Below are 20,412 nucleotides of genomic sequence, written 5' to 3' on the forward strand. Positions count from 1 at the left end.
TTTATTTTTGTCGGTAGTTCCACCCTCTCTCATGTAAAAAAAACCGATTTTCAGTTTGAAAATCGGTTTAGAAAGAAAAATCTTTATGTAGTTTTCATTCTTCTAATTCCCATCTTTAAACGACAATCCCTTCTCCCCAAGCGCCTTCCTAAGCTTTGGAATGGAAGAAGGACCCATCCCATGAAAAGCAAGAATCTCTTTCTCACTGAATCCAGCCAGCTCATCAAGCGTCGTAATCCCGTTATTCTCCAACGCTCTTCTCGCAGGACTTGAGAGAATCGACAGAAATCCTTTGTCAGGTTTCCGTTCCCTTTCACAAATCGGACAGGTCGGGCAATCACTCTTCTTCACATAGCTATGTCCGTTGTCACATACTCTCTCGTTTCCGTTAGATGTCATGCTGCTACCCCTTTCCTATGCCGAATCAGGGTCACCGCATTTAAGAAAATCGTTACGATGATCAGCACCGCAGAAGCGAACGCCGTGGAGCCTGTTATGTCCATAATCGCGGACCAATCCCCGATTTGGACCAGATGATAGTGATAGAATATCTGGAAAGATAAAGACAGGGCACATGCGCCCATGCTCATGACGGCAAGGGTTTGCACATTTCTCTGCTTCTTCACATAGCCCACCAGTGGAAGCATCCAAGCTAGAAGCCCTAGTAGCAGGCTACCGACATTCAGCCAAACGATCATACCAATTCCCCCTTCTCTTTATGATTGGAGATTCTCCACATCCACGAAGCCAAAAGAAGGATCACCCCTGCACACGTGGCAATTAGGTTATATACAAGAATATCTCCTGACTTCAAATAATAGATCGAAAGCGTCCCACCAAAGATCAGCATGATGGAAAAGGATAAACGAATGAGATAGGCATTGATCTTCATACCATCCCCCCTCCTCTTTATTATTCCAAAATATTCAATATTCTTCAATCCTTTAACATGATAAATAATAGTGGAATACCTTTAGGGTACCACCTGTTCCAGAATGCCTCCTTTGTCATAAATGCACTCCTAATCGAGCATAGTAAAGAGGAATGATTGATGAAGAAAGGAAGTGCCTATGAGTATCGCTGAATTATTCATCAGACTTCTTCTGTCCTTCGTATTTCTTTTTGTCTTTACGCGATTAATGGGACGAAAAGAAATATCCCAGATGACGTTCTTCAACTTTGTTTCTGCCATTGCATTGGGAACGTTAGGCGCATCACTTGCCATTGATTCGTCCATCAGTGTCAGAAATGGGATAATTGCATTGGCCGGCTGGAGCATCTTCACCATCCTGATGGGGTATTGGGACCTGAAATCGAAATCCTTCAGGAGTCTTGTAGAAGGCACTCCACGTGTAGTCGTACGAAAAGGCGAAGTACTTGAAGGGGAACTTAAGAAACTCCGTCTCGACATCGATGCCCTGAATGTCCTTTTGCGAAAAAAGAACGTCTTCTCCATTCAGGATGTCGATTACGCCATCATGGAAACAGACGGAACCCTGTCCGTCATGAAAAAAGAAGGCAAGCAGGCAGTGACCAAGAGCGACCGGTTGAACCCTTCCCTTACGACTAGTCACGTCATCCCCATCCCCACTGCATTAATCGAGGACGGAAAGATCAATGACAAGAACATCGAAGCACTTCCGGTAGATGAACAGTGGCTGAAACAGCAATTGACCACAAAGGGGATTCACTCTATCTCAGATGTGTTCTATGCTGAAATTCAGAAGGACGGTACACTACATGTGGATCGGTATGATGACACGGTTCATTAACGGAAATGGAAAGAGACTGCCTGATGGGCAGTCTCTTTGATTAGTAAGGCATCTTCATTCTCTTTCCTTTACTGCAAAACTGTTAGAGTACATGAGAATAAGAAGCAACCCTCCCAAACCATAAAGGAAAAAGGAAATCTTCCGCCCATCCACCCAGCTCTGATAAGCAAGGATGTCATCAGCATTATGTGGCCGGATTTTCCATAGTCTGGTTCCTATTAAATCATCTATCGTCAGATTTTCATTATAATCCCTATTAAATAGATCCAAGTGTTTCTTATGTAAGTCTGCCATTACTTCATCCATATCAATGGCTATTCTCTTCATTTGCTACCTTCTTCCTCTCCAACATAATCCTCCCGAAGGATCCCATAAACCGCACAGTCTTTATACTGACCTTTCGCATTTCGAATCATATGCCGGATGATCCCTTCCTCTTTCATCCCTGCCTTTTCCATGATCCTTCCAGAAGCCGGATTATCCGTATTATGGGCAGCAGATAGTTTATGGACGTTCATGTGTATGAAGGCAAATTTCACGACTGCTTTCAATGTTTCAGTCCCATATCCCTTATTCCACCAATTGTACCCAATAGAATAACTAACCTCACAATTACCGGTGGAAGAGTTAAAGTCATATAAATCAATCTCTCCTATGAGAACTTGACCATCTTTGAGCTCTATCCCCCAGTAACAAAACTCTTTCGAATCGTATCCACCTACAACCTTCTCCATCCGTACCTTTGTTTCTGCAACATTCTTGTGAGCAGGGCTGACCCGATGATCAGATACCCGTTCGTCTGAAAGCCAATGATCAAATGCACTTTGTGTATCATCCAGGCACAACTTACGAAGAATGAGCCGATCGGTTTCAATGGTTGGGGTGCCACAAAAATCGAACATGATGTCACTCCTATCCGAAACAGATGTTCATTATAAATACGTCACTATCATCACAACAAAACTGATACCCGTAAACATCAGGACCCCATAAAACACTGACCCGACATTGGACTTCAATTCATTATCCTTTTGAATCTTCCACCCTGCTTGACTTGCATCAAGAGTTGCATTTTTAGATAGCATACCGCCGCTACTGTTGAAAAAGAAGAGCACCACTGTTATGCCAAGACCAATAAAAAAGCTCCATTCTCCATAAGAAAAGGAGATCAGAAGGCTTCCGATCCAAATACCGATAGCCATTACCGCCGCCGTCACTACTGATGTTTTTGTAATGAAATTCCTCATATATATTCCCCCTCGTGTAACCATACTTACGAATGGGATTGTGTAAAAGTTTCAATTTTCAGTCAAATATGTTACTAATCTATTCTAATAAGAGCGATTTTCCCAATATCAAACATAAAAAAGATGGAGAATAACAGATACAAAGATTTCCTCTTCTAGAATTCAACATAAAAAGGCTGCTGCTCCGCATTCAAACAGTGCTCAATCCGTTCTCTAAAATTCGAGTGCGTCACCAATTCAAGCGCCTCTTTAATCGGAAAGAATGCTACCTCAAGACTCTCAGATGAAGTCGTCGGCTCACCACCAACAGGCTTCGCGAGAAACAGGGTGTTGCATATAGAACGTTTTACATTCTGATACACACCGCAGAATGATACGATTTCAACATCAATACCCGATTCCTCCTTCGTCTCCCTGATGGCCGCGTCTTTCAACGATTCCCCTTCTTCCACCTGTCCACCGGGCATTTCCCATCCACGCCTTGGCCCTTTAATTAACAAGATTTCCTGCTGTTCATTGATGACGATTGTCGCCGCCGATACGATATGTTTTGGCGGTGTGTATGTTTGCTGTGTCATAAAAATTCCTCCTTCATTGGTAAAAGGAGCCTACCTTGCACGATAAACTCCCGAAACGTAAAATCCTTATAAAATGGGCTCCCTCGTTTCTGCCGTGGAAAAAAATGCCCCTTTCACATAAATCGTATAGATTAAGACAATAACCGAAAACACAACATTCCCTATAAAAGGTTGTTGTGGCTGGTTCGTTGCTAGCACGGAGCTGATCAGGGCAAAAAGGGCTGAATAAGACAGGAATAACCAAAAACCCCATTTTTTCAATCTCATGTATCCGTACACCATCAACAGAGAAAAGAAGGCCAGGACGATCCTCATCATCCTTTCAGGGAGGATGGAAATTCCAAATCGTTCAGAAATACTGATGGCGTCAGCACCTGCCTGATAAAAAATGGCGGTGAATAGTAAAACCGCCGCGCCAAACATATAAAAGTATCCAATCACCGATACTCCCAAAGGTCTTTTCATTCTTCCCACATCCTAATGGCATAGTGTATATTCTTACACTACCAATTATGTCAAAATAACCCATTACACTCAATAACTATTTCCTTTACCTTCTTCCTTCAACTCTTTCTCCACCCAATATCCCTCATCCGTATTCCTCACCACCACATCAAAGAGCTCGCTCTTCGGATGCATGAAGACTTCATATTGAATTCGCCGCTCGTCATGGGTTTTCCGTAAATAATCCACTTCCATTCCCCTCTCGTTCACGTCGCGGATGCCACGCCTCTTGAGCTCGGTTTCTCCATCTGTGTAGAAGTAGATTTTCAAGTCATATAAATTCGGTTTACTGAACGCAACCGACATCCCCTCGACGATGGTCAGTTTCTTACGTGAAGAAATAAGCCGGCTCGGTTCGTAGGGAACGTCCAGCGTGTAGAAATCCATCCCCTCCCTCACCATCCTCACGTCCCGATCGAGGGAGAATAGATGATGGGCGTCGGGATGGCAAGCAGTCATCTTCGACTGATGCATTTCGTTCTCATATACATATTCAATGAAGGAATGTTTCCTCACAGACGAACTCACGATATATGGATCGGTGTTGATATAATTGGCTTCCCCAAGCAGCCTCAACAGCCGCTTTGCAAATGTCGTTTTACCCGATGCGCCGTGACCTGAAATGCCGACGATCATTCGTTCTTCTTGATTTTTCAATTGATTGGCTATCGTATGTAGAAATTTGTCCATGTATTGGCCCCTTCTCTAACGTATTAATCCTCTCCGCTGATATCGATTTCTGTATTATCTTCTTCTACTCCGTCAGGGTGCCTCATTTCAACCTACTGTCCACGCATCCTGAGCTGCTTGATCATCATGGCCAGAAAGATTCCGACCAATGAAAGAGGAAATCGAGATGAAAGAGCACCGCGATACTCAAAATGAAGATCGGCAGGGCGGTGAATAATTGAAGTTTCTTCATCTGGAACCCGCCAGCCTCACAAATTCCTCACTATCCTTCACACACAGCTCCATCCCTTTTTCCCAAAAGGATTCCTCCGTAATATCTTCTCCCAAATGCTTTATGACGAGGTCTTCTGCCGTCATGCGTCCTGAATCCCGCAGGAGGTCCATATACTGCTTTTCAAACCCTTTTCCCATTTCCTTTGCCCGTGCGAAGAGATGGAGTGCCAGTAAGTAGCCAAAGGTGTATGGAAAGTTATAAAAAGGAGATTCGGTTTTATAAAAATGGGGCGTCCAGATCCATGAATGAACGGGCACCTCATCAAGGGCACCGGCATATCCCTCTTCCATGGCAGACTTCATCAGTTCGTTCAAGCGTGCTGCAGGGATGAACCCATTTCTCCGTTCTTCGTGAACATTCTTCTCAAAGATGAATCTGGCATGAAGATTCATGAAGTTCATGACGCTTCTCTTCAATTTTTCATCAAGGAGGAACAGCTTCTCTTCGTCGGTCTCCGCTTTATCCAGAGCCTCTTCAAGGATGATCATTTCTGCAAAGGTAGACGCCGTTTCCGCCAGGTTCATGGGGTAGGATTTATTCATCCCGTTCACCGATTTCATCGCATGATTGTGAAAGGCATGACCGAGTTCATGCACAAGAGTCAACACTCCTTTGAAGGTGCCGGGGAACGTCATGAATACCCTTGATTCCCCCGTCAAAGGAAATCCGGCACAAATGGCAACGGCAGACTTCCCGGGACGATTTTCCGCTTCGACCCAGCCCTCGCGGAATGCTTTCTCGGCGAATTGACCCATTTCCGTCCCGAAAGATTGAAACCACTCCTCGATCAAGGCAGCCGCTTCCCCATACTTCATCCCTTGATGATCATGATTCATCGGAGACCAGAAGTGATAAGACTTCATTTTCGCATCGCCATGCATAGCTGCCTTCACACTCAGGTATTCCGCAAACGGCTTTTTATTTTTCTCCATTACCGAAAGCATCGCATTCAGCGTTTCAGGCTTCATCCTGTTCTGAGCAAGGGGGATCTGAAGAACGTCCTCTGTGCCCATGCTCTTATACATATTCAGCCTGAATCCTATCAGGTGGTTCAAGATTTGGGCGAACTGTCCCTCATGCTCGTTCCACTTCTCCACCATAGCTTCATAAGACTCTTTTCGGATCGACTCATCGGCATGGGACCGGAGATTAATGGCCTGTCCTACTGAAATTCCCTCTCCCCTCAACTGAACCTTAATGCTGCTCATGAAAGATTGATAGAATTCTCCCCAGGCGTGGTATCCGTCTGCCATGAGGTCCAGTACTTCCCTGGATGGCTCACGGCCGGCTTCTTCCCGCCACTCACCGAGAAGGAAGCGATACTCCTTAAGTTCCTCGGCGGCAAGCATTCTCTCCCATTCCTTTTCTTCAATGCGTGCAAATTTCCTTTTCAACTCACTGACCATAGACTCATATGTAGATTGAAGGGCCGTGGTTTCTCCTCTATAAAGCTGTGCCCCCTGATCGGTTGGTTTCACCGAAAGAAGGCAGATTGAAAAAGATCTCGCCTGTGAAATCGACACCTTTATGTTCCTCAGCCTTTCAAGAACATCGGCTAGCTGCTCCGTTCCCGGCGTCATCTTTTGCAAAAGCTCTTCCAATCCAGTGATGTTTTCTTCCGTCCTTTTCATATGTTCCTGCAGTTCAAGTGACGCACTTCCACCTTCAAAGATGCTATCAAGATTCCATACTGGATTATATTTGGTTATCATCATTAGCTCCCCCTATCCTGAACGAAACATATGTTCTTATTTTATCCCACCTTGAACTTTTTTCCAACTTTTATTTGTCCAAAAATTTCAAATAAACTATAATTTGTTTAGACTACTGAATCGGAGGATTACACATATGTCACACGTCACTCTAGCTCAATATCATCCATCATTTGAACGCCAACTTGGCGACTTTCACCTGCCGGAAGATCAGTTACAATTCACGGGCATGCCACTTGATAAAATCCATAACCCTTCCATCTCGAAAGACACCAGCCATGTCGTCATCCTCCTCGATGACGAGCCAGTCGGTTACTTCGCATTGGAAAAAGGAGAGAAGCTCAGTAAATACTCCTCTAATCCTAAAGCCAGACTACTAACCTCGTTCTCTATCGATTCTAGACATCAGGGTAAAGGAATCGCCAAGGATGGACTCAACCAATTACCCGAATTCATCAAGGAGCACCTTCCCGATACAAACGAAGTGGTCCTTGGTGTGAACAAACGAAACAAAGCCGCCACCAGCCTCTACCTCAAGACTGGTTTCACCGACGAAGACGAAATCTACGAAGGACCTAAGGGACCTCAGCATATTCTTCATTTGAAGATATAAAAAAAAGGAATGCCTGCTATCTGGGCATTCCTTTTTCATTATCCTGTACAGATCATCACCCGGTTCCCGTCAGGATCCTGAATGACGAAGAAGGAAAAATCATCGAACCTTGTAATCTCAGAAACAATCTCATACTTCAACTGTTCTACATACGAATAAGCTTCCTCAATATTGTCAGTGTGAAAATTGAAGAGTGGATGATTGTGAGCAGACTCTTTTTTCACTCCCTCAGGACCTGCGTCCAGGGTCAATCCGGTAAAATGATTGATCGCCATGTTGTAGACGGGATCCTGCACATCTTCCAGGTCGTAAGGCTGTCCCAATAACTCCGAATACCACTGGACGGATTCCTTCAAGTTGCTCACATGTACAAACACGGTATTGATTTGATTCAGGATCGGACTTTTCATGGATGACTCTCTCCTTTTCTATTTTAAAATGACATACTTTTAGATGAATGGTTCCGTACGCCTCGATCACCGGAAAGAACTGATGACCTTCTCCGTAGATAATCCCCATCCAAAAGAGTCCTGACTCCGTTTGTCATCAAGGTCAATGAAACAATCAGAAGGGTCAATAACAGGACCGGGAAGAAAATGATCCACGGGGAAATCATCAATTCATAGTATCGGCTTCCGATAAATGCCGTCCATCCGGGGATGTAATAGCCAAGAATGGATACGTGCATCATCAGGGTCAACACCGCAATCATTTGGCCGCTTGATATCAACAGGAACTTTCCTCTTACACTGGGGAGGACATGCTTTACAAGGATGTGCAGATGTCTTCCTCCAAGTTCCCTTGCACCCTCGATGTATTCCTGCTGCAGGGCAAGATGAGTTTCTTTCCCAATTAATTGAGCTAAAGAGGGGATGCCGACTCCAATCAATATGTAGGTGATCAACCTCCATCTGAAGTCGAGGTTCTCCATGAACAAGTTAAAGTCCATTAATTGCATACTATATAATAATAAAAAGGCCAGGAGCGTGGTGGGAACAAAATGAAATCCTTCAACGAATACATCCATCCACCTTAATCTTCGATAGAACATTCCGTACACCAGTCCCAAAATCAAGGAAATGACCATTCTTCCCAATGTGACCACGAGAGCAAATTTCAGGGTAGGAACCGTCTCCGCAAGCGTTGCGTCGAACATATCGCCCCCGCCCGCTGAAGTACCAAAGGGGTGTTCCCATGAAGGAGGGAGCGGCTTATTGTTATAGTATTCTTCTTGGGTAATCTCCCCTTTTTCCTCTTTAAAGAAGTGACTATTCACGTAGCTTGTTCCCAATAGAAGAACGAGCAGAAAGAACCCTGCCAGAAAGCTTCCTTGTTTAAACAGCTTTTTGATCATAGAACGTCACTCCTTTCGGCAGAAATACTTGAATGAAGAAAAAGGCGATGGATAAAGGAAACGTTAACAGAATCAACGCCGCCGATATGATTTCATAACTGGGATGATTGGTGATGAATTGTAAAATGCCGTAGATGTTATACATGTACTCGAGGATGATCATGTTGGATAGAAGCAGTAGATACATATATTTCAAGTTATAAAAAAAGGAGTAGAGAACGTTCGGAAAGACATGTCGGATTAAGATGTACAGCTTTCCCATCCCTTTCGCCACTCCAAGCTCGACATAAGGCTTACCCAGTTCATTCTCGTACATCAAGAACGTATTTTTATAAAGATAGATCATAGGAATCAAGGATAGGGTGAGTATGGGCAGGAAATAAATCTTCTGTCCTGATAATGAATAAGGCTCTGTCACAAGCAAATTCGTATGTTTGAACACCCATATGGCCCCCAGCTGTAAGGAGAAAATCACGAATACATCCGGCAGTGCCTCCAGAACCGTGAGGATGTTCTTTACTGCTTCCTGCATCCGTTTAGGTAAATAAAATGTTCCGGTTGTCAGGAGAACGGCAAAAAATAGCGCGATGAAGAGTGAAACAAAAAGGAGAAGCAGCGAATACGTATAGGATTCCAGTATGTATGGGAAGATCGTCCTCTCCACGTTGGTTCCCTGGGCGACATAGCTGATATCCGAAAAGTGATACAGCTCAACGACCGTCTTTTTCAATTCAATGAAGTAGTTACCCGGAAAAAATCCCAGTTCTTTTTTCGCCATTTCAAATGGGTGAGACTCCGGTGGTGGAATGTCTTTAAAGATAAGTGCAGGAATATGGCAAATGCCGACCACACTGAACGTAATGGTGACTAACACAACTAAAAATCGAGCGAATTTACGAACCATCCTACCCCCCCCTTAGGTGATGGAAAACACATCCAATTACTATTTTCATCGTAATATAACGTTCATTTCATGACAACCTGTTTTTTCCAATCCTTCCTTAGGCAACATCCCCCCAAAAAGAATTCAGAATCAAGAAGGAATTCTTTCCCCCTGCCTTGAAAAGGAGTTAGAGATTACTAAAAGGAGCTGAAACCATGAACGCCCAATATATACTGGAACAATACAAGAGCGCCATTCACGAAAGAGACGTTGAACGATTCGTCTCCATCTATGATCCCAATGTCCATATTTATGACTGCTGGGGCCACTGGGAGAGTAAGGGACTCGCAGCATGGCAGGAAAATGTGACCGAATGGTTCATCGGGCTGAAAGCGGATGGGGAAATCCTGAAAGTCGACTTTCAAGATGTGGTGATTGAAGAAACGGCCGATCTCGCTTTTGCCCACTGTGCCGTGACATTCGCTGCCCACAAAGAATCAGATGGGGAAAAACTTCGCCAGATCACGAACCGATTCACCTTTTGCATGAAAAAGGTAAGAGATACGTGGCTGATTGTCCACGAACATTCTTCCTTGCCAATTAGTATGGAGGACGGGAAAGGGATGTTTGGATTAAGGTAGCAGCAAAACGTCGATCAGACTGGGGGGAGAAAACATGCATATTCAGCAAATTGATCATTCAAACCTTTCCCAATACGCAAACATATCGATTGCATACGAAGTGACGACCAAGCTTCACATCTCCCCCATTCACAATGGTCTTGGAGGACTTCAGTTGATTAAAAAACCGTGTACACCCTATGTGAAGGATTATGATCTCTTATCGGGTTGTCACCCGCTCTGTTGGACAGGACAGTTTGACTTAGATGAATGGGGATTGTTTGTCGCTTTAGAAAACGGTATGTACGTGGCAGGGGCTGCGGTGGCTCCGGAAATGACGGGGTTTAAGCAAGGAGCCTCCAACCTATGGGACTTGCGCGTTCAGCCAGATGCCAGAGGAAAGGGGATTGGCGGGAAACTGCTAGAAACGGTCATCCTCTGGTCCAAAGAAAGGGAATACAACTCACTGATGGTCGAAACCCAAAACGTGAATGTCCCGGCATGTACATTCTACTCCAGCAAGGGTTTTATATTAGAAACGATCGATCAACATGGATATGATGATCCCTCCGTACAGGATGAAGTGAAATTATTGTGGTCCTTACCTATCCAGGACTAGTGCCATCATAATTCTCCGGCATGGGAGAGAAGAAGAATGACCGGTAGAAGGGATATTCCCACTAGTGAAAGTATGCAAATAATCATGATTCTCTTTAGTGGAATATCCCAAATGAAGCGTAAAGCTATCCCGAAAAACCAAACAACCAGAAAGAGACCGGCAAGTGTCCCAATTGGCTCCCCGATTCCCAACTGCGATTGGATAAATGAGCCTTGGTTTACGTCAAATGTGGTGAAAGCTTGGAATGAATTTCATTGTGTATTCAGCTCCATCCGTCACTTCTTTTCGTACCCAGTTCCTATAACCGTCTTTTGATCTCTCCCGATATACACAACCAGTCTTCCTATGGACCCATTTTCCGTATGATTAAAGGCGACTTTATAAATGGATTGTCCGATCCATTCCTCACCTATATGTTTGCCAAGGGCTTTATCGACCTTCACTTCCCACACCTCGGAATCTTTCGGGGTAACCGGAATTTGGTCTGCCTTCTCCTGGCTTAAACTGTTGAAAGCCACCATCTCAATCGGCAGTTGCCGCTGGCAAGCACTCAAAAGAACCAAAACCCCCATATCAAAATGAGCCGGGACACTATCACTTCCCTCCACCTCTTTCTTCAGATGCATCAGGATACTGCTCATTAAATTCCCGTATGGATAACTTTCTGATGAGTAAAAATAGGAGGATCGCCAAAACGATGCATAGAGGAGCCCCTATGTCACTGAACTGAAATCGACCATCTCCCCATCTATCGAAACCCATTACGAGTCCATTCGCCAGTATGAAAAGGAATATCATGTATAAAACAATGATTTTCCATGAGTATTTAAAGATGTTTTGCATCCACCAGATAGTAAAACCTCCTTGCATTTATCCTAAAGTTTGAAACCAACCTCCACACCGGTTGGTTTTTTTTGAAAAGGCGTCTGAAATTCTTTGAACGTCAGCGTCATCCCTGACAGGTCTTCAGGTAACCCAGGAGTCACAATAAAGTCAAAGCTCGTATGTTCCTGTGATCCCCCTCCGCCCGTGACGCGGCAATCATAGCCCTTGCCTATTTGCAAATGCCAAAAGCTGTTCCTGTGAAATCTTTCTCTCTCAAGGCTCTCATTGTACTCACGGTCGATATTCAGGTGAACCACACTCGCATTGGCATATTGCTTTATAAACGGCACCGTATATAAACAGTCTTCCTTTTCAAGAGATTGTAAAATTCTTATGTATTTTTGAAAATCCCTCGGCTCAACCTGAGGCTTGAAGGCCTCTTCATTTTCCAGCACACCAAACAAGGATCTTAAAAGATCCTCATACACATCATATTTATCTGCCCATGTTGCAATATCTTCGAGCTTTGGATATCCCGGGTTGTTATGGGATACCTCTTTTCTTTTTTGAAGCAGCGCGCACAGTTCCTCATCGATTGGTAAAAGTTTTTCATCATAATAGTCTGTTGGCCGTTCGAACGGCATGCGTCTCAATTTCATCACTCTCCTTCGTTTAAAATAAAGCCTCGTCCTTTTCGGTTACATCCACAAACCATGGCATCCCAAGCATCCACCCCAAGGTAATCACCACGAACAAAGTCATATTGCCAAGCATGAAGGCAAGAACAAATAACACAGGTATCAGCATCGTCGTACCCAACAAAATCCCTTTGGAACGTGAGGTGAAGTACAGCGTCTGATGACATGACGGGCACTGAATGTCGGTCCTTTTCACAATCAGTAATCTCTTAAAAATAAAAGACCAAGGCAATTTCCCTTCACAGTAAACACAACGCGTCACGATTGTCCCCCCTCACCCGTCTTGTTGGTTCTCCTTCTCCAAGAGCTCTATGATTCTATCCAACTTCCTGTTCATTTCATCAGAGGCATGGTGACTGCTTCTACTGTTTACCAGGATCCTTCTGATGAAAAGAGTGAAGGATAGGGCTCCTACAAACAACAGGAGAAAAACCAACATCTGAAAGAGTAGATCACCTATATACATTAATCTGTCACCAACCTATCTGTATTTATCAATCAAACACCGTTTCCTTCCTTTGATCCCTTAAAAACTCAAACAGCATCTTAACCTGCGATTCTGTATTTCTCCCAACCGACAGCTCCGGCAAGTGCTTTTCTTCAAAAAAACCTATCCCCTTCGTTTCGACGCCACTCTTCCCTTCCCCGCCGGTCACTCTGCATTGAATGAATATTTTGTAATAATGGTAGGGCTGCGGTGGATGTGGATGCTTGTTCATGTCCAGTAGAGCAAGTAATTTCACTGGAGCTGCATCATATCCTGCTTCTTCCTTGATCTCTTTTACGATGTTTTCACCGGGAGACAAACCGATGTCACAAAATCCGCCCGGCAATGACCATTGATCGTCAATTTTTTCTTTGACCATCAAAATCTTGTTATCCTTGAACACGACACCACGAACATCGACTTTCGGTGTTTGATAGCCTTTTTCGTTCGTGAATAAGTCTTCAATCTTTTTCATTTCAAGGCCGGTGTATTCCTGCATGATTTCTGTACTGATCGACCTTAGTTCTTCATATCTCTCCCGATCGAACACGTCCTTCGAAAAGGCGAGGCCCGATTGAGAAAGAGCCTGTATCCGTTTGGCCCATTCCAGCCATTTATCACTCATTCTATTAAACTCCCTTCACATTTAGTCAATCGGTAATGATGGAACTTCTCTTGATCAATCGTCACTTGCCCTTGATTGGTGAACCCACATTTCTCAATGACTTTCAAAGATGATGCATTGTCCAAGAGGGCTATGGCGTTCAGGATTTCAACATTTGTTTGAGTGAACAGATAACCGATCAATCCTAAAGAAGCTTTCGTTGCATAGCCCTTCCCTTGATGTTCACTGGAAATGGCATACATGATTTCCCGATTCGGTTCAGGGAGTTCCTCTTTTATTCCTGTACAGCACCAGCCGATCATCTCATCGGTGTCCTTGAGGAAGATCCCCATCTTCAACATTCGATCTCCTACATCTCCGGTTTTGGCAACAGATTCAAGGAAAGCTTTATTCGCAGGGATTTCGTAATGGGTCACCCAGTCGAGCCTTTGTTCGAATGACGATTTCCAGTCTGGTAGGTAATGGGCTATTTCTGACTGATTGGAGATTCTATGTATAGAACTGGCATCGGCAATCGAGAATTCCTGTAAATAAATACCCCCGCAATCGATCTTAAATAAGTCGCGTCCATTTTTGTGATTCATCCTCATACCCTTTTTAACCAACCTATCAAGTCCCCGACCATGTCACGAGTGATTTGATGATTAACCCCTTCATACACTAGGAACTTTGCATTCTTTTTTTGTTCTTTCTTCAGATAGTGATCATAATCCCGCTGCCCCTCAATCGGCATGACCTCATCACAATCCCCATGCATAAGAAGAACCAGTGAAGGACTAATCGGACGTTCGACAGGGTCATATTCCATTAAACGTTTTCTTACAGTACCAGACATGGCCTCTCGATAGTCCCTTTCTCTAAACATCCGTTCTGATAAAACAAATGAACCCGATCCGTTAATATTGGCCAGCCCACCTACCTCTTGTTCACGGGCAAATATCCCGTTCGCAATACAGCCTCCCATGGAACTGCCAATCAGGACCACATTCTCACCGATGATTCCTAACGCTTTGATAAAATCAGGTAATTCATCAATCGTCGTCATGATGGTTTCCCAGAAATACGTTTGTATCGTTTTGGCCTCAAAAGGGTTTGCCAACGGCTGTCTGGTATCGTGATAGACGATTTCCGGAATGATTACATGGAACCCTTCCTCCGCAATCTCCTCTGCCAGGTCCCGGTATCCTGAAGTACTTCCTCCCCAACCGTGATAGATGAGGATGACTTTTTTCGATTCGTTTTGGTTTTTCGGTTCAACAGAATAATAGGTAAAGCCATCAATGGTGTTCTTTTCCATTACTCTTTTCTCCCAATCTTCACCGACAACGTCGTCTCTTCTTTAAATTCTCCCGATTCACTCAGTTCGGACATCGCCTCTTTCACTTCATCTTCAAATAACGACACATTACTGCCAAGGAATCGCTTTGCACCGTATGAGGTCGAGTAAAGGTTCCCGAGAAGCGACTCGACAGTCCAAGTGATTTCGTATGTAGGCAGTGTATGAACTTCAAGTTTGAATTTTGATTGTGAAATGATGTCTTCGTGGCTGGTGACAGGGTGGGTATAGGTGGAATTCCCGGCTTTACGTTCACTTCCATACCACTTTACTACCACATCATTGAACACCTTTTGCCAAGGGGTTAACGACTTGTTAGGCTCATAGTAATCAATGATTGCGACGCCGCCTCCGGGAGTAACGATGTCATATAATTCATCCAATACCTTTTGCCTGTCCATCCAGTGAAAGGCTTTAGCAATCGTCACAAGATCATATGGATCTCTGTGCTGATATTCTTCTAATCTACCACTGAACCATTCTATCTGACCCATCCTTATTTCCCCTTGGATCCGCTTCGATTCTTCTATCATCTCCGGTTCAAGATCGATTCCGACAATCTTGTTGCACCAATCCGCAAACCGTACCGTCAGATGTCCAGTCCCGCAGCCGAGATCCAGGAGGTTCTGCTCTCCATTCAATGAGAACTCTTTCACTAAGAATCTAATTAAAGCAGAAGGATAGGTCGGTCTATATTTTGAATAATAGATTGCTGAGCCCTTGAATAAATCTGATCCGTATTGATTCAATTTCATTACCTCCAATAAACACTACTACCAATTATTTCAAATGACGAACGCGTACTCAACCTTTTTCAGAAAAAAGAAACTTATGACTTCCATCATAAGTTTCTTTTTATCAGTATAGGTTTTTATCTTTAAAATAAATCTCCCCCTTTCTACTACTATTGATATGCTAGATTAGTAGAGTTGAAAGGGACAGGCACCTGATTATTCCATGAAGATATCAATGACCTTGTCACACACGTCATGATGGGTGATTCCGTCAAAGTTGAGTAAGACCACTATTCCCAGGTCAAGTTCAGGTACCATGGTCATAAGGGATCTTACCGCCATTTGGCCGCCGCCATGCTCTATAACCCGAAGACCCTTATATCGGTCTGTGAACCAAGCAAGTCCATAACTTCTTACTTCACTCCCAAACTGCCATTCTTCACTAACCAGGTGAACGGGCTGCTGCATCTCTTCAATTAAATCTGATCGTAGGACAGCCGATTCTTTCGTCAGATGAAAGGCTAGATATCTCCCTAAATCATTGGCAGTCGAGTATAAATAGCCAATGGGAGCAGAAAGAGAATTTTTCGGAAAAGGTGTTTCGGTTTTCTCCTCACCTAAATAATATTTGGCACTGTTTGGATCTTCTTCAACATCCTTTGAATCACTCGTAGTCCGGTTCATAGATAAAGGGGAAAGGATTTCATCTTCAAGATTCGTTTCCCACTCGACTCCAGTTACCTTCTCAAACAGATCGGCAAGGATCACATACGCATCGGTGCAATAATTCCATCCCTTCCCTGGCGGATACTCCAACTCCACCTTTTGAAACCACCTCGTTACATCTTCTCTCGTTTTCACACCATCAATCTCTTCTTCTGTAAGATTGTAATGGTCCAATGCTTCTTGAAATTCAGTCGGCGTGTCTGAAAAGATTTCCCTTACATTCGGAGCTGTCATATTGCCAATCCCCAGGTCCGATGGGAAGCCGGCCGTGTGGGATAAAAGTTGGCGGATCGTGATCGTATCACTTTGTTGTTTATCCTTTGTTCTAAAATAAGGCAGATACTCTACAACCTTATCATCCAATGACAGGAGATTCTTTTCTACAAGTTGCATGATCGAAAGCGCCATAAAATTTTTTGAGATACTTTGTATACTCATCTTTGTATCTCCATCCATCGGTTGTTTCACAGGTTGAATCTGTGAGTAGCCAAACCCTCTGGAATAGATGATGTCAGAATTTTTTACGATTGCAACGCTTAATCCTACCCCTTCCTGATCGATAAGTAGCTGATTAATATACTGTGTGATGTGCTCTAGTTTGTCTTTTAATTGATTCATATTTTCTCCTTTATTTTTAAATAGCAATGAGAGAGGAGGGATTGCCTCTATGTTTTAACTATACCTCTCTGTTTCCTCCAAATACTTCTCGATCGCTTCCTCGAGGGGACGTATGGCCGTCTCCCAAAAGTCCGTCCCTAACTCTTCCTTTAAGAATCCAATACTTAACTCTTCCATGGATTGGTTTCCTGATGAAGTAAGCAGCTTATCGTACCGCTCCGGGAAGCCATCTTTGTCCTCCTGATAGAGCGAATAGACGCCGTTACTGAACAAATAGCCAATCGTGTACGGAAGATTGTAGAAGGCTTTTTCCGTATTAAAGAAGTGAGGGATCGACATCCAGTTGTGGGTATTCACTTCTTCCAGGGAATCGTTGAACCAGTCTCTTTCTGTTTCTTCCATTAATTGAACAATTTCTCCTGCTGAAAGCTTTCCGTTCAGGCGCTGTTTGTAAAAAGCGGCTTCGAACTCGAACTTGGCCGGGATGAATGTAGTGTATTTCAATCCGTTCGTGATCTTCATTTCTAAAAGAGAGAGTCGGTCTTCTTCTGTTTTCGCAAGGTCTATGGCCGCATCCAGGACAAGGTTCTCAGCGAATGTCGACGCCGTTTCGGCAAGACCCGTGCCTACCTTGTGGGAGAAACCGGGCTGTTCATGAAGAAGGGAATTGTGATACGCATGCCCCAACTCATGAGCAATCGTGACGACATCGTTATAGTTGCCGGTAAAGGAAAGCATCACCCGGCTTTCCTTTGCATTCGGGAACGAGGCACAAAAGGCGCCATGACGTTTATGATCTGCGGGCTCCGCATCAATCCACCCCTTTTCAAAAGCGGTTCTTGCAAATTGACCAAGCTTCTCACTAAAACGGGTGAACTGCCCTATCACAATGTCGGCTGCTTCTTCGTAGGTCAGCGTCGTCTTGGATGTGAAGGTCGGCGCGTAAACATCAAACCAACTCAGCTTGTCCACTCCAGTCAATGCAGCCTTCCGTTCTAAAAACCGGTGCAGCAAGGACGTATGGGCGTGGAGCGTATCCATCATGGTTGTGACTGAAGCTTCAGAGATACGGTTTTGCTCGTACATTTCCTTCAGTGGATTCGTCCATCCCCTCAACCGGTACAGCTCATTCCGGAAGCCGGCGAAATGGTTGAAGATGGAAGCGAACCGGTCTTCATTCTCACGGCACACTTTGGTGAGCGATACCGCGATCTCCTCACGCTTGTTCCTTTCATTAGACAACATTCCGAGAATATAGGCCTTATCAAATGAAATCCATTCCGTGCCTTCTTCATTTTTCACCGGCACGTTAAGGCGGGCATATTCCTGACCGTATTGGTCCTCCCAACCGCTGAACCCATTGACTGAAAGGGCGTTGATCACCGTTTCCATTTCTGCAGGAAGCTGATCTTTCATTTTACGTCGCTGTTCCGTCAGAAACCTTTCACTTCCTGCTACGGCTATACTTTCGATGAACGATTTCCACTCAGCTTCCGTCATTTGGGCAAGACCCTGACTATATGTGAGGAGAAGCGTATCCATCTTCGCCTTCAGCTGGCTGCTCATTGCCATCAGATCCTGTGCTTCCCCGTCCAGAACGTTTTCCGATGCGATACAGAAAATGTATTCATCCATGTGAAACACCTGTGTATAGAGGTCCTGCACACGTTTAGTCACATCCACCGCTTCATTGATGTTCATCCCATGTTCCAATAGAGATTCCATTTCCCCAACTTGAAAGAGGAGCTCCATGACCTGCTCTTTCACCGGATGATTCCCTGGCCTTACCGCGTCTAGATTCCATTGATTCGTATGTACATGATTCACGTTATCCCCTCCTATTTATCTACTATTATCGTAAATACATATGGAAAATTTTACATCGGGCGTTGGACGGAGTATTGATTGAATGTTCAATCATTTGAAGACGCTCCTTCATACGCCGTGATTTTCTCAAAGTCGCTTCCCGCGATAATTTCGGCTTCATGCATGCTGGTCCATCTTCCAATTGATACTTCAGGGTGTTTCTTCCGATAGCTCTGGACGATTTCATAGCCGATTTTGTAGTTGGCCCATTGTGGGATGTCTTTGGACGGGATGCCATTTCTTAACCCTGCATAGCGATTCGGGTCACTGGAATCTTTGAGTTCGGTTATTTCAGTTACTACCTTTTCCTTTACTTCTGGTGTCATCGGTTCCTGCCATGGGACATCTATCTTTGGAAAGATGATATTGGCAAAGGCATCAGCCTTCCCTTCCAGCACCACTCCCCCTAGAATCGTATACATCATTCCCGGGTTGCTTTCTCCTGCAATGGCATGGTTATATTCGTGGGCGACTGTATACTTCAACATGTCTTCCTCCATGGCCGAAGAAAGTTGCAGCACAATGACATCGTCGTCCAAGACAAATCCCCCGACACCTCCCATTTTTTCAGCTACAATTGTATCTTCAGGATTCAAAGGTAAAACGAGTACTTTTTTATTGTTACCAGGGAGTTCTTTAGCGGATTTAAGCAACGCTTCTTTAATAATCCGGTTCGTCGTATCTTTGTTTTTATCCAAATCCTTTACTGATTCTGCAAGTTTATCCACTTCTGAGGACGGATCAAAAATATACCTTAAGCTGATTCCCTCCATATTGGACTTCTTTTTAAACGGTTCAAATACCTTTTCAATAAACACGGTCTCATTACTTTTCCCCGTCTGTTCACGTACGGTGTCTATGTAATCCTGCATTTCATCATACATATAAATGATGTCGAATTTCTGTTCTTCTTGTGAAAAAGTGATGTGCGATTCCGGTTCTTTCTTTTTCACTGGCTCATGATTGGAACATCCCATAAACATGAAACAAAATGCTGGTATAAGTAGCACCTTCCCTAACGTTTTCAAATTCGCACCTCTCCATCCATTTCCATTTGTTACCTACTATACGTTTTTGATTTGGAAATAGTTTCAAATAAATGAGAATAAAAAAAGAACCACCCGATCCAACCAGGAAGTTCTCATCATCCTCACCCGCCAGTATACACACTCGCACACGTCCCTGCCGCCGGTTCATAATAACAATGATTTTTGAATTGTCCCGAAAACGGTTGATCATACCACGTCGGGGGACATGGAGCATAAGGGTTAAAATACCAAAGGGCATATTTCGCCGGGTGCTGTGCCCAATAATCCAGATTCTGTTTGGCTAACCTTTTCTCAACAGATCTGGCCCTGTTATAAAATAAATTCCCTTTTTGGACCGCTTCAAAGGAGTAGTTCCCTCCCTGGACCTGAAAAATGACTTGACGGATGCTCCTCACCTTCTTAAAGTCCAGACAATCTGCTTTCGCCCGGTTTACGATGACATTCCCGACGTACAGCATCCCCTGCTTCCCTTCGCCTTCCGCTTCCGCTCTCATCATCCTTGCCATTAAAGCAACATCTGCATCGGTGTACTTGACTCTTGGCATTTTACTCACCTCAGAATATTTTATGAGAAATGCCGGC

Annotated in this window: 29 protein-coding genes; 4 read left to right on the forward strand and 25 right to left on the reverse strand. The window is 44.1% G+C overall.

The annotated features are described in order from the left end of the window. Positions 1–102 precede the first annotated feature (102 nt). The 3 genes from KYJ26_RS12280 to KYJ26_RS12290 are packed head-to-tail and all read right to left on the reverse strand — an operon-like array spanning position 103 to position 892. Positions 103–399 (reverse strand): RNA polymerase alpha subunit C-terminal domain-containing protein, encoded by a 297-nt coding sequence (locus KYJ26_RS12280; RefSeq protein WP_219167552.1) that lies wholly within the window; start codon positions 397–399, stop codon positions 103–105. Then, positions 396–698, reverse strand: coding sequence for a hypothetical protein (locus KYJ26_RS12285; protein WP_219167553.1), 303 nt, complete (start codon positions 696–698; stop codon positions 396–398). The genes KYJ26_RS12280 and KYJ26_RS12285 overlap by 4 nt, the downstream gene beginning before the upstream one ends. Next, the gene (locus tag KYJ26_RS12290) at positions 695–892 is read right to left on the reverse strand and encodes a hypothetical protein (protein WP_219167554.1); all 198 of its coding nucleotides are present in this window, start codon (positions 890–892) and stop codon (positions 695–697) included. The genes KYJ26_RS12285 and KYJ26_RS12290 overlap by 4 nt, the downstream gene beginning before the upstream one ends. A 178-nt stretch (positions 893–1,070) precedes the next feature. Here KYJ26_RS12290 and KYJ26_RS12295 point away from each other — a divergent pair, with 178 nt between their 5' ends. After that, complete coding sequence (locus KYJ26_RS12295; RefSeq protein ID WP_219167555.1) at positions 1,071–1,772, forward strand: DUF421 domain-containing protein; 702 nt, start codon at positions 1,071–1,073, stop codon at positions 1,770–1,772. Between the two features lie 54 nt (positions 1,773–1,826). Here KYJ26_RS12295 and KYJ26_RS12300 read toward each other — a convergent pair whose 3' ends face one another. The 7 genes from KYJ26_RS12300 to KYJ26_RS12330 form a co-directional block, all read right to left on the reverse strand. After that, positions 1,827–2,099 carry a 5' nucleotidase, NT5C type gene (locus KYJ26_RS12300; RefSeq protein WP_219167556.1) on the reverse strand — a complete coding sequence of 91 codons (273 nt, stop codon included), beginning with the start codon at positions 2,097–2,099 and terminating at the stop codon, positions 1,827–1,829. Beyond that, the gene (locus KYJ26_RS12305) at positions 2,096–2,674 is read right to left on the reverse strand and encodes a GNAT family N-acetyltransferase (RefSeq protein WP_219167557.1); all 579 of its coding nucleotides are present in this window, start codon (positions 2,672–2,674) and stop codon (positions 2,096–2,098) included. Before KYJ26_RS12305 ends, KYJ26_RS12300 begins: the two co-directional genes overlap by 4 nt. Before the next feature lie 30 nt (positions 2,675–2,704). Then, positions 2,705–3,019, reverse strand: coding sequence for a hypothetical protein (locus KYJ26_RS12310; protein WP_219167558.1), 315 nt, complete (start codon positions 3,017–3,019; stop codon positions 2,705–2,707). Positions 3,020–3,174: 155 nt separating this feature from the next. Next, positions 3,175–3,597, reverse strand: a complete 423-nt coding sequence (locus tag KYJ26_RS12315) for an NUDIX hydrolase (RefSeq protein ID WP_219167559.1) — start codon at positions 3,595–3,597, stop codon at positions 3,175–3,177. Between the two features lie 66 nt (positions 3,598–3,663). After that, entirely contained in the window at positions 3,664–4,062 is a 399-nt protein-coding gene (locus tag KYJ26_RS12320) for a hypothetical protein (protein WP_219167560.1), read from the reverse strand. Positions 4,063–4,131: 69 nt separating this feature from the next. Further along, positions 4,132–4,791 (reverse strand): uridine kinase family protein, encoded by a 660-nt coding sequence (locus KYJ26_RS12325; protein ID WP_219167561.1) that lies wholly within the window; start codon positions 4,789–4,791, stop codon positions 4,132–4,134. Positions 4,792–5,019: 228 nt separating this feature from the next. Next, on the reverse strand, positions 5,020–6,780 hold the full coding sequence (locus KYJ26_RS12330; protein WP_219167562.1) for a M3 family oligoendopeptidase: 1,761 nt from the start codon (positions 6,778–6,780) through the stop codon (positions 5,020–5,022). A gap of 133 nt (positions 6,781–6,913) precedes the next feature. Between KYJ26_RS12330 and KYJ26_RS12335 the strand changes: the two genes are divergently transcribed. Further along, positions 6,914–7,390: a GNAT family N-acetyltransferase gene (locus tag KYJ26_RS12335; RefSeq protein WP_219167563.1), complete on the forward strand. Its 477-nt coding sequence runs from the start codon at positions 6,914–6,916 to the stop codon at positions 7,388–7,390. A gap of 38 nt (positions 7,391–7,428) precedes the next feature. Here the strand turns inward: KYJ26_RS12335 and KYJ26_RS12340 are convergent, their stop codons facing one another. Genes KYJ26_RS12340 through KYJ26_RS12350 form a run of 3 tightly spaced genes read right to left on the reverse strand, consistent with a single transcriptional unit; the run spans position 7,429 to position 9,648 of the window. Continuing rightward, positions 7,429–7,800, reverse strand: a complete 372-nt coding sequence (locus KYJ26_RS12340) for a VOC family protein (protein ID WP_219167564.1) — start codon at positions 7,798–7,800, stop codon at positions 7,429–7,431. A 23-nt stretch (positions 7,801–7,823) separates the two neighbouring features. Continuing rightward, positions 7,824–8,744, reverse strand: coding sequence for an ABC transporter permease subunit (locus tag KYJ26_RS12345; protein WP_219167565.1), 921 nt, complete (start codon positions 8,742–8,744; stop codon positions 7,824–7,826). Beyond that, complete coding sequence (locus KYJ26_RS12350; RefSeq protein WP_219167566.1) at positions 8,725–9,648, reverse strand: ABC transporter permease subunit; 924 nt, start codon at positions 9,646–9,648, stop codon at positions 8,725–8,727. The genes KYJ26_RS12345 and KYJ26_RS12350 overlap by 20 nt, the downstream gene beginning before the upstream one ends. A gap of 194 nt (positions 9,649–9,842) precedes the next feature. Between KYJ26_RS12350 and KYJ26_RS12355 the strand changes: the two genes are divergently transcribed. Further along, positions 9,843–10,268, forward strand: a complete 426-nt coding sequence (locus KYJ26_RS12355) for a YybH family protein (protein ID WP_219167567.1) — start codon at positions 9,843–9,845, stop codon at positions 10,266–10,268. A gap of 34 nt (positions 10,269–10,302) precedes the next feature. Next, positions 10,303–10,866, forward strand: coding sequence for a GNAT family N-acetyltransferase (locus tag KYJ26_RS12360; RefSeq protein ID WP_219167568.1), 564 nt, complete (start codon positions 10,303–10,305; stop codon positions 10,864–10,866). A 275-nt stretch (positions 10,867–11,141) separates the two neighbouring features. Here KYJ26_RS12360 and KYJ26_RS12365 read toward each other — a convergent pair whose 3' ends face one another. The 12 genes from KYJ26_RS12365 to KYJ26_RS12420 form a co-directional block, all read right to left on the reverse strand. Beyond that, positions 11,142–11,492, reverse strand: a complete 351-nt coding sequence (locus KYJ26_RS12365; RefSeq protein ID WP_219167569.1) for a hypothetical protein — start codon at positions 11,490–11,492, stop codon at positions 11,142–11,144. Between the two features lie 249 nt (positions 11,493–11,741). Continuing rightward, positions 11,742–12,350, reverse strand: a complete 609-nt coding sequence (locus tag KYJ26_RS12370; RefSeq protein ID WP_257475026.1) for a hypothetical protein — start codon at positions 12,348–12,350, stop codon at positions 11,742–11,744. Positions 12,351–12,363: 13 nt separating this feature from the next. Next, positions 12,364–12,651 (reverse strand): TIGR04104 family putative zinc finger protein, encoded by a 288-nt coding sequence (locus tag KYJ26_RS12375; protein WP_219167570.1) that lies wholly within the window; start codon positions 12,649–12,651, stop codon positions 12,364–12,366. A gap of 12 nt (positions 12,652–12,663) precedes the next feature. Beyond that, a complete protein-coding gene (locus KYJ26_RS12380) occupies positions 12,664–12,855 on the reverse strand; it encodes a DUF4083 domain-containing protein (protein ID WP_219167571.1) in 192 nt (63 codons plus the stop codon). A gap of 28 nt (positions 12,856–12,883) precedes the next feature. Then, positions 12,884–13,501: an NUDIX hydrolase gene (locus tag KYJ26_RS12385; protein WP_219167572.1), complete on the reverse strand. Its 618-nt coding sequence runs from the start codon at positions 13,499–13,501 to the stop codon at positions 12,884–12,886. After that, complete coding sequence (locus KYJ26_RS12390; protein ID WP_219167573.1) at positions 13,498–14,085, reverse strand: GNAT family N-acetyltransferase; 588 nt, start codon at positions 14,083–14,085, stop codon at positions 13,498–13,500. The genes KYJ26_RS12385 and KYJ26_RS12390 overlap by 4 nt, the downstream gene beginning before the upstream one ends. Positions 14,086–14,087: 2 nt before the next feature. Then, positions 14,088–14,798 (reverse strand): alpha/beta fold hydrolase, encoded by a 711-nt coding sequence (locus KYJ26_RS12395; protein WP_219167574.1) that lies wholly within the window; start codon positions 14,796–14,798, stop codon positions 14,088–14,090. Continuing rightward, positions 14,798–15,586: a class I SAM-dependent methyltransferase gene (locus tag KYJ26_RS12400; protein ID WP_219167575.1), complete on the reverse strand. Its 789-nt coding sequence runs from the start codon at positions 15,584–15,586 to the stop codon at positions 14,798–14,800. The genes KYJ26_RS12395 and KYJ26_RS12400 overlap by 1 nt, the downstream gene beginning before the upstream one ends. Before the next feature lie 201 nt (positions 15,587–15,787). Next, positions 15,788–16,915, reverse strand: a complete 1,128-nt coding sequence (locus KYJ26_RS12405; RefSeq protein WP_219167576.1) for a serine hydrolase domain-containing protein — start codon at positions 16,913–16,915, stop codon at positions 15,788–15,790. Positions 16,916–16,969: 54 nt separating this feature from the next. Beyond that, on the reverse strand, positions 16,970–18,742 hold the full coding sequence (locus tag KYJ26_RS12410; RefSeq protein ID WP_219167577.1) for a M3 family oligoendopeptidase: 1,773 nt from the start codon (positions 18,740–18,742) through the stop codon (positions 16,970–16,972). Positions 18,743–18,828: 86 nt separating this feature from the next. Continuing rightward, complete coding sequence (locus KYJ26_RS12415; RefSeq protein WP_219167578.1) at positions 18,829–19,809, reverse strand: DUF2268 domain-containing putative Zn-dependent protease; 981 nt, start codon at positions 19,807–19,809, stop codon at positions 18,829–18,831. Positions 19,810–19,931: 122 nt separating this feature from the next. Further along, positions 19,932–20,375, reverse strand: a complete 444-nt coding sequence (locus KYJ26_RS12420) for a cell wall hydrolase (protein WP_219167579.1) — start codon at positions 20,373–20,375, stop codon at positions 19,932–19,934. Between the last annotated feature and the right edge of the window lie 37 nt (positions 20,376–20,412).

The sequence above is a fragment of the Rossellomorea orangium genome, from assembly GCF_019334305.1.
Lineage (GTDB): Bacteria > Bacillota > Bacilli > Bacillales > Bacillaceae_B > Rossellomorea.